We start from the raw sequence: 12,049 nt of genomic DNA on the forward strand, positions 1-12,049 counted from the left end.
TAAACAATGTATATGTTATGCTTAAAAAAATTATCAAATATTTTTTGGAGAACCGAGTAATAACACTGTTATTACTTGTGGTTGTCCTTATATGGGGGCTGATTACAGCGCCCTTTAATTGGCATCAAAATGCGTTGCCGAGCGATCCTGTGCCGGTCGATGCGATTCCGAACATTGGGGAGAACCAGCAAATTGTTGCGACCGAATGGATGGGGAGGTCTCCCAAAGATATACAGGAGCAGATTACCTATCCACTCACGACCTCCTTACTGGGCATCCCCGGCGTAAAAACAATCCGGAGCAGTTCGATGTTCGGCATGTCCTTCCTCTATGTCATTTTTGAAGAGGATGTTGAGTTTTATTGGAGCCGTTCCCGTATTCTGGAAAAACTGAATTCATTGCCTGCCGGCACATTACCATCCGATGTAACGCCCACGCTCGGGCCGGATGCCACTGCTTTGGGGCAGGTCTTTTGGTATACACTGGAGGGACGCAATCCCGAAACCGGAAAACCTACAGGAGGCTGGGACCCCGATGAGCTGCGCACGATTCAGGATTTCTATGCCAAATATAATTTGGCAGCATCGGAAGGGGTTTCCGAAGTGGCTTCCATCGGAGGTTTCGTAAAAGAATACCAAGTCGATATCAATCCAGATGCGATGCGCGCATACAATGTATCCGTAATGGATATCATGTCGGCTATCCAAAACAGCAACCTGGATATCGGTGCAGAGACGATCGAAATAAACAAAGCGGAATATCTGGTGCGTGGATTGGGCTACCTTAAAAGTGTCCAGGATCTTGAAGATGCCGTAGTGGCTGTGCGCAATAATGTTCCCGTAAAGATAAAAGACGTTGGGTTTGTCAATTTGGGACCCTCCACACGACGCGGTGGATTGGATAAGGAAGGCGTGGAAGCAGTTGGCGGTGTAGTAGTTGCCCGGCATGGAACCAACCCCATGGAAGTCATCAATAATGTCAAGGCGAAGATCAAAGAAATGGAGGCAGGTTTCCCTCAAAAAACATTAGAGGATGGGACTATTTCAAAAGTCACCGTCGTTCCGTTTTATGACCGCTCGGGTTTAATCCAGGAAACCATCGGGACGCTGGAAAATGCTTTAGCACACGAAATCCTGATCTGTATTATCGTTGTGATCGTGCTGGTGATCAACCTGCGAGCATCGATTCTTATATCCAGTATCTTGCCCATTGGCGTACTGGCGACCTTCATAATCATGAAACAAATGGGGGTCGAGGCGAATATCGTTGCCCTTTCGGGAATCGCCATTGCCATTGGGGTCATGGTGGATGTGGGGATTGTCTTTATCGAAAGCATACTACGCCATATGGATGAAGAAAAAGCCAAGGGTGTTGAGAGTCGGGGGAAAGCCTTTGTAAACTTGATTTCCACCGCTGTTGCGGAAGTGTCGGGTGCTTTGTCAACGGCGATGCTCACCACGATCATCAGCTTTTTACCTGTTTTTATGATGGAAGCACAAGAAGGTAAGTTGTTCGGTCCCTTGGCATACACCAAAACCTTTGCTTTGGTTTCAGCCTTTGTGTTAGGCATTATTATCTTGCCAACACTGGCTTATTATATATTTTCAATCCGTATCAATGGGAGTAAAGTTCGCCGGATAGCCAACTACGTTTTGGTAGTTGCCGGTATCGCTCTTTGGATCTATACAGGTGTTTTTGTCGCGTTCGCATTGACTTTGATCGGAGTCAACAACCTGTTTACACCAAGATGGAAAGGAGAAAAAATTGCCAACTACGTTAATGTTGCTATCACACTTTTTGTAGCGATGTATTACCTGACGGTTGAGTGGCTGCCACTCGGCACGCAGGCAAGCACCACACTTAACTTTGTGTTCGTATTCTTTGCCATTGGTTCCATCCTGGGAATGTTATGGGCATTGGTGATCTATTATGAACAGATTCTTCGATGGTCACTTTCCAACCGGTGGAAATTCATGGCCATCCCTATCATTACTTTATTATTCGGAATGTTAGCATGGATGGGCGTAGAGAAGAGTTTTGGTTTTGTTGCAAATGGCTTCGAAAAGACAGGTTGGAAATCATTTCGGGAGACTGCCTTCTGGCAAAAATCCACCGAAACATTTCCCGGTATCGGGGAGGAATTTATGCCAAGCCTCAATGAAGGTTCTTTCCTTTTGATGCCCACCAGTATGCCGCATACTGGGATTGAACAAAACCTGCAATTGATCAGAACACTTGATAAACGTATTCAAAACATACCGGAAGTCGAACTTATCGTAGGAAAATGGGGCCGTGTGAATTCTGCACTTGATCCGGCTCCTACACAGATGTTTGAAAATACGATCAATTATATCCCGGAATTTTATCTGGATGAAGACGGGCATCGTGAAAGGTTCAAGGTAAACAGTTCCGGAGAATTCGTGTTGAAAGGTGACAAGACCTATGCTGTTTCCGATGGTTTCCGTTCCATACCACGGGACAGTCTGATTGAAGATAAAAGCGGAAAATTTTTCCGCAGATGGCGTCCTGAAATTAAAAAGGCCGACGATATATGGCAAGAGATCGTCAATGTTTCCCATCTGCCCGGATTGACTTCCGCTCCTAAGTTGCAACCGATAGAAGCGAGAATGGTAATGCTTTCTACGGGAATGAGGGCTCCGATGGGGCTAAAGGTTTCGGGTCCGGATCTGGAGTCGATTGAAATCGGTGGCAAGGCCTTGGAAGCAGCCTTAAAGGATGTTCCATCTGTTATGCCATCGACCGTTTTCTACGACAGGGCTGTTGGCGCACCCTATATCGAAATCCATCTGAACCGGGATAGAATGGCCAGATACGGTATTACCGTTGCCGAGCTTCAGGAAGTAATCAGTGCGGCAGTCGGCGGTATGACGTTGACCACTACAGTCGAAGGCCGGGAACGGTTTCCCGTTCGCCTGCGCTACCCACGAGAATTACGGGATGACCCGGATGCGTTGCGAAAAATAATCATTCCGACAGCTACAGGAGCTCAGATTCCATTGGGGGATGTGGTGGATGTTGAATATGCCAAGGGCGCTCAGATGATCCAAAGTGAAAATACCTTTTTGTTGGGTTATGTAATCTTTGATAAAAAAAGTGGCATAGCGGAAGTCGACGTAGTATACGAAGCGGATCAACTCCTAAAGGAAAAAATAGCGTCTGGAGAACTGGATTTACCCAACGGGGTGACGTATAAGTTTGCCGGAAATTATGAACAGCAAGAACGTGCCGCAAAAAGGCTAATGCTTATTATACCACTGAGTTTGTTAGCCATTTTAGTAATTCTCTACTTTCAGTTCCGAACGGTTACAGCATCGTTAATTCATTTTTCCGGTGTTTTTGTAGCTCTTGCAGGAGGTTTTATTTTGTTGTGGCTTTACGGACAGCCTTGGTTTATGGATTTCTCTGTCGGAGGGACAAATATGAGGGATCTGTTCCAGATGCACAGCATCAATCTCAGCATTGCCGTTTGGGTAGGATTTATCGCCCTGTTCGGACTGGCGACGAGTGATGGTGTATTAATGGGAACATACATCCACGATACATTTGAAGCACGGAACCCCAGAACAAAAGATGAAATACGGGAAGCAGTCATATACGCAGGCTTAAAGCGTGTCAGACCGGCAGCGATGACCACTGCTACAGCACTGATCGCCTTACTGCCTGTCCTGACCTCTACCGGTAAAGGTGCGGAAATCATGGTACCAATGGCCATCCCGACTTTCGGCGGCATGCTGATCCAATCCATGACCATGTTTGTGGTTCCAGTATTCCAGTGCTGGTGGAGGGAATCTGCCACTAAAAAAGAAAATAGAAAAAATAATAAAAATATAGCGAATGAAAACGAATAAGATAAATCGGTATATAACCGTGGCTGTATTAACAAGCTTAAGCATTTTTTCGCAAGCTTTAGCCCAAGACTACCCCACCGATTCGCTGTCCTATTATATACAAGTCGCAATCGAAAATAATCCGGGTGTAAAATCACAAAAGTATGCGCATGAGGCATACCTTGAAAAAATTCCGCAAGCCGGAGCATACCAAGACCCCGAATTGTCCATGGAAGCATATACGATGCCTATGGAAATTATAGGAGGGCGTTCTATTGGAAATGTGAGCTTGATGCAAATGTTTCCATGGTTCGGCACGAGAAAAGCAGCTCGCACAGAGGCTACACATATGGCCAATATGCAAGATCAACAGTATCGGGAAGCCATAAATAATCTGATCCTTCAGGTCAGCACACAGTGGTACACGATGCAAAAATTGAACGAGCAACTCAAGAATAATCAGGAAAACCAAGTGTTTCTAAAACAATTGGAACAATTGGCAATACGGAAATTCTCTGCGCCCTCAAGCACCTCACAATCAAGTGTAGCACCCGTCGTAAGCAGTAATACGCCTTCCTCACCAACCAGATCTAGTGCTTCATCGGGTATGGGAGGGATGAGTATGGGAGGAGGCAATTCAGCTCCTGCTACTAATCAGAATATGAGTATGCCGTCCGGTGGTGGCATGGGAGCAATGGAAGGTGGCTCCGGATCGGGTATGTCAGAGGTGCTTCGTATCCAATTGGAAATTGTCGAAATTGAAAATAACATTGAAAGTTTACATGCTCAGATTAAAGCCGAAAAAGCAAAATTCAATGCATTGTTGAATCGGGAAGCAACTGAAAAGGTCATGCTGGGACAAGAGATCCACAAGCTGAATTTTTTATATAGCGAGGAAGAGGCACTAAGGGTTATTGAGGCAAACAACCCCATGCTTGAAATGATTGCCGAAGAAGGCTTGGCATTTAAGGCAAAAGCGGAAATGGATCGGAAAATGAGTTATCCCATGATTGGTATCGGTGTGGAATACATGGTTGTGGGAAGGACGAATAATTCAATGCTGGCCATGGACGGGATGAACGGTAAGGATATGGTCATGCCTATGGTTTCAGTGAGCCTGCCACTCTTCCGTAAAAAATACAATGCCCAGCAAAACGAAAGCAGGCTATGGCGAAAATCAAGCGAAGAGAACTTTAAAAACACCTTCAACACTTTGAAAAGCGAGTTTTACAGTCTCAAAAGCCAACTGGATGATGCTCAGCGTGCCATCGAGCTGTACGAAAAACAAACTACGCTCGCCCAAACGACATATAACCTGATCGTAAAAGAGTTCGTTACAGGCAAAAGTGACTTGACCAACGTTATTCAGGTGCAGCGGCAATTATTGGATTATCAGCTTAGGAAAGCTGAGGCCCTTGCCAACTATAATACGATGGTTGTGTCAATAAAAAAATTATTAGCAGACCATAAATAATGCAATTATTTTGAAATTCTTAGCAATGAATAAACTGAAAAATATTTTTAGAAATAAGGCGGTAACTTACGGGGTTATATTATTGTCCGGACTACTGCTTGGCTGGGCGATATTTGGCGGGAATTCGTCCCATGATCACAGCCATGACCTTGAAATGGAAGTGACCGAGGACGGGGAAACAGTATGGACTTGCTCCATGCACCCCCAGATCAGAATGGATAAACCGGGGAAATGCCCGATATGTGCAATGGATCTAATTCCCTTGAAATCATCCGGGGGAGGTGATGATGTAATTGACGATGACGCCATCCAGATGTCAGAAGAAGCCATAGCATTGGCGAATATCCAGACTTCGATTGTCGGCCACCAAGACGCTGTTAAAGATGTCCAACTGTATGGGACTATTCAGGTGGACGAACGTTTACAACAATCCCAAACATCGCATGTCAATGGCCGTATTGAAAATCTTTACGTAACCTTTACTGGCGAGTCGGTAAGAGAAGGACAACTGATAGCCAAAATCTATTCGCCTGATTTATTGACGGCGCAGCAAGAATTGCTCGAAGCTGCAAAATTGCAGGATATGCAGCCCCTCCTATTGGATGCCGCGAAAGAGAAGCTGAGTTTATGGAAGGTGTCAGAGGATCAGATAAGCAAAATATTGACATCCAACGAAGTTTCACCCTACGTCAATATATATGCGAATACAAGTGGTGTTGTCATAGCAAAAAATGTAAACCCGGGCGATTATATCGGCCAAGGGAGCGTCTTGTACACCATTTCAAACCTTTCCAAGTTATGGGCGGTTTTTGATGCGTATGAAACAGATCTGCCATTTCTAAAGGTGGGAGATCAGCTGGAATATACATTACGGAGTTTGCCCGGAAAAGTCTATAATGGGCGGATTGCCTTTATTAACCCTATCCTTGATGCCAATTCAAGAACGGCAAAAATCAGGGTCGAAGCCGATAACCGGGATCGCAATCTCAAACCTGAAATGTATGCAACAGCAAGGATCACTGCTCCTTTAAAGGGCTACAACGATGAGTTGGTCATTCCCAAGTCGGCGGTTTTATGGACAGGGAAGCGCTCCATAGTTTACGTAAAACAGCCAAATACATCCACGCCTGCTTTTAAACTTCGGGAGATCGTCTTGGGCCCCTCATTGGGCGACCAATATGTTGTTATGTCGGGGCTGGAAAATGGCGAGGAAATCGTGACCAAGGGAGCTTTCACCGTTGATGCAAGTGCCCAGCTGGAAGGTAAAATCAGTATGATGAATAACGATGGCGCAGCATCGGCTGCCGGACATCAGCATGGCGATGCTCAAACCAATGTCAATAAGACCCATGATATGTTGAAAGTATCAGGAAATTGTGAAATGTGCAAAAGCCGGATTGAGAAAGCGGCCAAAAGTGTCAAGGGGGTGATTTCCGCAAACTGGGATGTTAATGCCAAAGTTATCCATTTGGATTTCGATTCAAAAGTAACCTCAAAAAGTGCCATAAGCAAAGCTATTGCTAATGTTGGTCACGATACAGAGCTGGACAAGGCTCCCAAGGCGGTTTATGACGACTTACCGAGTTGCTGTCTCTATGACCGGGGATAATGGTACTTGATTAATATTAGATCATGAAAAAAAACGGAAAACGAACGAAAGCATACAAAGTAATTTTAACAGTTCTGTTAAGTGTGTTTGTGTTAATGCAATTTATAACCCCCCAAAGGAACCTATCCCCGGTTCCTGCGGGCCAGGTTTTTGTTGATTCATTTAAGGTCGATGCAAAAGTTAATGCAATCCTGTCGGTATCATGCTATGACTGCCATAGCAATAATACCCAATACCCTTGGTACACTAATGTTCAGCCTTTGGGTTGGTTCATGGCAGATCATATAACCGAAGGAAAAGAGAAATTGAACTTTGATGATTTGCCAAATTACAGCCCGAGAAGGATAAACTCAAAGTTTAGCCAGATTATTGAGCAAATCGAGAAAGGTAAAATGCCGTTGAGTTCATATACGTGGATGCATGGGGGTGCTCGTCTAAGCATGGAAGATAAGAAGCTGTTAGTTGAATACTTTAACTCGTTGATGGATAATGAATAAGTTTAGAGTGTTAATAGTACAGACGGTTCCTTCGGAAATAGACTCAAAACGTAAATTTTAATAACAGGAAAAGTGGAAAACCAATCTAATATCTTAAAATACAAACATCTCGGAATCTACACTCAAAACGAGAATGTAGTATATATGCATGAAAACTGCCACGTTTGTGCTTCAGAAGGCTTTGAGGCACTTACCCGAATTAGAATATCCACTGCAACGGACTCAATCGTAGCAAGTCTTAATGTAATTTCATCCAATCTTCTATTGACTGATGAAATTGGGTTATCGGACGCCGCAGCAAAAAAACTGAATGTTTCCCCAAATGAAACTTTGTATGTTTCACATTTGGAACCTATTAAATCTTTAAGCCACGTACGGGCAAAAATCTACAATCAGAAACTGGATTACTTGGCGTACAATGAAATCATTACGGATATAGTTCAGGGCAATTATTCCAATATCGACCTCACAGCATTTATCACCGCCTGTGCCGGAAATAGAATGGATCTTGATGAAATCACCTATCTTACAAAAGCCATGATTGCTTCTGGTATGCAATTGCACTGGAACAAGGAGATTGTTGTTGATAAGCATTGCATCGGAGGGTTACCAGGCAATAGAACAACACCGTTGGTAGTTGCCATTGTTACTGCCTTTGGCCTTACAATGCCCAAAACGTCTTCCCGTGCCATTACCTCGCCTGCCGGTACTGCAGATACCATGGAAGTATTTACCAATGTAACGCTTTCCCCTGAAAAAATAAAAGAAGTGGTTCATAAGGAAGGGGGGTGTATCGTTTGGGGTGGAACAGCCCAGTTAAGCCCGGCAGATGATCTGCTGATAAAAATCGAAAAAGCCCTCGATATAGATAGCGAGGGACAGCTAATTGCTTCGGTACTCTCAAAAAAAGCAGCGGCGGGTTCCACGCACGTTGTTATAGATATTCCTGTAGGTGAAACTGCAAAAATGAGAAGTACAAAAATGGCACAGACAAAGAGTATATGGGTGGTCTAAAATACATTTTGACCAGAAACATTGCCGCTACTACCCATTATGACAGCGATATGGGCTGGGGGTTCGGATTGAATTTGTCCTATTAAGTTTGACTTTCTATGAGGTCGGATTTAGAATCCGACCTCTTTTGATGAATTAAAAATGTTACTTAATGAGCAATTATTACGAGGAAATAATAAAGAAACTAGAAGATGAAATAAAAGAGGTGTCTCTTGAACTGGATGGTTCCATAGCTTTGTATGAAGTTATTATCGAGTTGATATTATCGAGACTTTCCGAAATAAAGGAATATACACTAAAAAATGGCTTTGATAGTATAAATGAAGAGATCCACTTTTTCAAATATCAAAAACCAGTCATTGTTTCAAAACTCATTTACTATAACGCTATCTATAAAATAGAGACAAAAAAACCTAATGATATAAAAGCTATTAGGAAATACATTAATGGTGAGCTAAGGAAACTCAAACGGTATTTTGAGAGTAACCTTGAATTCTATAAATATTACCGAACAGGCAGTTCATTTGTAGATGAAAAGTTATTTGTTCGGGGCAAACACGATATAAAGTTAAGTTTGGACACGGTTTATTTTGAAACCGACCACCGGTTTTCTACATCCCACGATTATAAGGCGGCAAAAATAATTGCCAATGACCTGATTCAAGTTTATCTTGAAGACCAACTTCACAACATAATCTATAAAGATAAATCAATAGACCTACCAACATTAAGTTGGACGGGAAGCAAAGCGGCTTTAACGGAATTGATTTACGGACTGCATTCTCAAGCCGTCTTCAATAATGGGAATACAGATATTATAACCATAGTCAGATTTTTTGAAAACAGTTTTAATGTTGATTTGGGCGATTTTTACCATACATTTTTGGAACTCAAAGCAAGAAAGCTGAACCGAACGAAATTCCTTGACAGCTTACGTGATGCTTTGATTAAAAAAATGGAAGAACAGGACGAAATATAAAATCAAAAGACGATTTTGTCGATCAGAGACTGTAAAATAAACTGTGTCAAGGATAATAAACAGAAGTATTATTTTTGACATAGTAATTATGAGTATTAAGGAAAGCGATTTTGATTTTGAGTCCATGAAGGACCTGGCCCTAGAACAGTTACGTAGTGGTGAATCACTTTATGGCAAGAACGGAGCTTTTGCTCCTTTAATGAAAAAGTTTTTAGAAGCAGCGCTAGAAGCTGAGATTGAGAGCCATCTGGATGAAGCTGAACGCTCTTGTGGTAATCGTCGTAACGGCAAGTCCAGCAAGCAGATTCGCACCTCAGATGGCACTATCGAGATCGATACTCCGCGTGACCGTCGGTCTAACTTCGAACCCCAGCTTATTAAGAAACGTGAGACGATTTTAGCTTTCTTCGATTACCGATAAGATCATTCCCCAGGTCAAGGAGTGGCAATCAAGAAGTCTAGACTCGCTTTATACGATTGTTTGGATGGACGCCATGCACTACAAAGTAAAAGAAGACCATCGGTTTGTTTCGCGGGCAGTATACAATATTCTTGGCATTGATCGAAATGGACATAAGCATCTGATAGGGATGTATGTTTCGGAGAATGAGGGAGCTAACTTTTGGTTGAGCGTATTGACTGATTTACAAAATCGAGGCGTAGAGGATATCTTAATTGCTTGTATCGATAATTTAAAAGGGTTTTCCGAAGCGATACAGAGTGTTTTTCCCGACACCGAAGTACAGACCTGTGTAGTACATCAAATCCGAAACAGCCTAAAGTATGTAGCCAGTAAGGATCAAAAGGAGTTCATGAACGATCTAAAACCCGTATATAGGGCCGATACGTTGGATCTAGCCGAGCTTCGGATGGATGAACTTCAGGATAAATGGGGTGAAAAGTATCCTGTGGTCATTGAATCCTGGCGACGCAACTGGGATCGTCTGACCACCTATTTCCGATACGATAAATCCATCCGAAAGTTGATATACACGACTAACACGATCGAAGGATTTCATCGCCAAGTGCGTAAGGTCACCAAAACTAAAGGTGCATTCACCTCCGATATAGCGTTATTGAAATTGATTTATTTAGCACATAACAACATTAAGAAGAAATGGACGATGCCACTAGCCAATTGGGGAACAACAGCACAGAAATTAGCAATTTGGTTTCCGGGAAGAATGGTGTTAGATTTGCAATAAGAAAAATGGTTGAATTACCGCCCCGCGGGGCGGTAATTCAACCATTGACACAGTTTATTTTACACTCCCGTCGATCATTATTCGGCGAAGGAGCCAGTCCATTTTCCTCTTTCCCTAACTATCGTTTACAAATGGAAACGGTCCTGAAATTCTTTACCCAGTTTGAATTCATTGGAGGTTTTTAGACTTCTACCAATAATGAGATTATACCGCCGTTGCCATTTGCTCACAAGCTTCTGCGCATTTGTAGCAAGCATCCGCACACTCTTTGCAATGTTGCATATCATGCTTAGCACATTCATCTCCACACGCTCTACAAATCTCCGCACATAGCTTGCAAAGGTGACGGCTATATTGGCTTCCCAAACTCATGAGTTCGGCTGCGGCTCTACATATGGCTGCACATTCCAGATCAAGCTGGATACATCGAGCCATCATTTTTACATTGTCCTCTTGCAAGCAAGAAGCTGCACAATGGTTACAAGCTACAGCACAGGCGTAGCATTCGTCAATACATTTTTGAAATTGTTGATGTGACATAATTTTATTGTTTAAAGTGAGAAATTATTTATCTATTCTTATTAGCTAATAACCAGGTTTGAATCTCCGAGATTTCCTGATCCTGTTTTTCAATAATATTTTTTGCCATTGTCTGCATAGCACTTTCGTGTCCGTAAATAAGTTCCAATTTTGCGTTTCCAATTGCATTTTGATGATGCTGAATCATCAACATGGCAAAATCGTGATCCGTGTCTCCATTAATGATTTGGAGATCTGTCACTCTGCCTGAGCGTTCCATATTTTTCATCTGCTCTGTAACAAATTCGGGAACATTTAGATGCGGTACGTGACCATTGAGAAATGTGGTTAATTCTTGAATCTCAGCCTTCTGGTCTTTAATTATTTTCTGGGCCATCTCCCTCATTTGCGCATCATCGCCGGATTGCAGTTCCTTATTTGCCATGTCGATCGCTCCCTGATGATGCATTCGCATCATCAGAGCAAAAGCATTATCAGGGTCGGGGGGCATTTGCATGGCCATCATCTCATCCATCATGTTGTGCATGATAGTCATCATTTCATTGTCATCGTGATTCTGGATTTTGATTTTGTTGATATCGTCCTTATCGCACGCTTGGATAAATAACAGTATTCCTGCTATTGCCATTATTTTTATCGCTAATTTCATAGATGTATATTATTATTATCAATTTCCTTTTCTCTTTTAATAATGAAATGTTAAAGACTTTTTTTGATAGAACACATAGACAGAACAACATACAATTCAATTTGTTTGATTTTTTGGATTCAAAACGAGCTACAGATAAGATATGTGGGTGTAAGATTATTTCTGTAATGTAGTGGTTTATGCTACTATTTATTCATCAATTTTGAAATGAATCACAGTCCAGAAATAAATTGA

8 protein-coding genes and 1 pseudogene are annotated in these 12,049 nt (G+C 42.6%); 7 read left to right on the forward strand and 2 right to left on the reverse strand.

The genetic code is table 11. The features are described from left to right. Nucleotides 1-17 precede the first annotated feature (17 nt). From NLF99_RS10980 to NLF99_RS11010, 7 genes and pseudogenes are all read left to right on the forward strand, one after another. The gene (locus NLF99_RS10980; protein WP_002993216.1) at nt 18-3,869 is read left to right on the forward strand and encodes an efflux RND transporter permease subunit; all 3,852 of its coding nucleotides are present in this window, start codon (nt 18-20) and stop codon (nt 3,867-3,869) included. Further along, nucleotides 3,856-5,322 carry a TolC family protein gene (locus tag NLF99_RS10985; RefSeq protein WP_002993217.1) on the forward strand — a complete coding sequence of 489 codons (1,467 nt, stop codon included), beginning with the start codon at nt 3,856-3,858 and terminating at the stop codon, nt 5,320-5,322. The genes NLF99_RS10980 and NLF99_RS10985 overlap by 14 nt, the downstream gene beginning before the upstream one ends. A gap of 82 nt (nt 5,323-5,404) precedes the next feature. Further along, complete coding sequence (locus NLF99_RS10990; protein WP_254528219.1) at nt 5,405-6,931, forward strand: efflux RND transporter periplasmic adaptor subunit; 1,527 nt, start codon at nt 5,405-5,407, stop codon at nt 6,929-6,931. Between the two features lie 23 nt (nt 6,932-6,954). Then, nucleotides 6,955-7,428, forward strand: a complete 474-nt coding sequence (locus NLF99_RS10995) for a heme-binding domain-containing protein (protein WP_002993219.1) — start codon at nt 6,955-6,957, stop codon at nt 7,426-7,428. 72 nt (nt 7,429-7,500) lie between these two features. Further along, entirely contained in the window at nt 7,501-8,442 is a 942-nt protein-coding gene (locus tag NLF99_RS11000) for a thymidine phosphorylase (protein WP_002993220.1), read from the forward strand. 151 nt (nt 8,443-8,593) lie between these two features. Continuing rightward, the gene (locus tag NLF99_RS11005; RefSeq protein WP_094258252.1) at nt 8,594-9,421 is read left to right on the forward strand and encodes an RteC domain-containing protein; all 828 of its coding nucleotides are present in this window, start codon (nt 8,594-8,596) and stop codon (nt 9,419-9,421) included. An 88-nt stretch (nt 9,422-9,509) separates the two neighbouring features. After that, a pseudogene (locus NLF99_RS11010) lies at nt 9,510-10,626 on the forward strand (IS256 family transposase). A gap of 204 nt (nt 10,627-10,830) precedes the next feature. Here NLF99_RS11010 and NLF99_RS19810 read toward each other — a convergent pair. Continuing rightward, entirely contained in the window at nt 10,831-11,166 is a 336-nt protein-coding gene (locus NLF99_RS19810) for a four-helix bundle copper-binding protein (protein ID WP_002993225.1), read from the reverse strand. 28 nt (nt 11,167-11,194) lie between these two features. After that, entirely contained in the window at nt 11,195-11,815 is a 621-nt protein-coding gene (locus tag NLF99_RS11020) for a DUF305 domain-containing protein (RefSeq protein WP_002993226.1), read from the reverse strand. Between the last annotated feature and the right edge of the window lie 234 nt (nt 11,816-12,049).

This window comes from Sphingobacterium sp. LZ11T8 (assembly GCF_024261425.1).
Taxonomy (GTDB): domain Bacteria; phylum Bacteroidota; class Bacteroidia; order Sphingobacteriales; family Sphingobacteriaceae; genus Sphingobacterium.

Coding starts and splice junctions, on each gene's coding strand:
- NLF99_RS10980 (WP_002993216.1), top strand. CDS start 18: ATGCTTAAAAAAATTATCAAATATTTTTTGGAGAACCGAGTAATAACA.
- NLF99_RS10985 (WP_002993217.1), top strand. CDS start 3,856: ATGAAAACGAATAAGATAAATCGGTATATAACCGTGGCTGTATTAACA.
- NLF99_RS10995 (WP_002993219.1), top strand. CDS start 6,955: ATGAAAAAAAACGGAAAACGAACGAAAGCATACAAAGTAATTTTAACA.
- NLF99_RS11005 (WP_094258252.1), top strand. CDS start 8,594: ATGAGCAATTATTACGAGGAAATAATAAAGAAACTAGAAGATGAAATA.
- NLF99_RS19810 (WP_002993225.1), bottom strand. CDS start 11,166: ATGTCACATCAACAATTTCAAAAATGTATTGACGAATGCTACGCCTGT.
- NLF99_RS11020 (WP_002993226.1), bottom strand. CDS start 11,815: ATGAAATTAGCGATAAAAATAATGGCAATAGCAGGAATACTGTTATTT.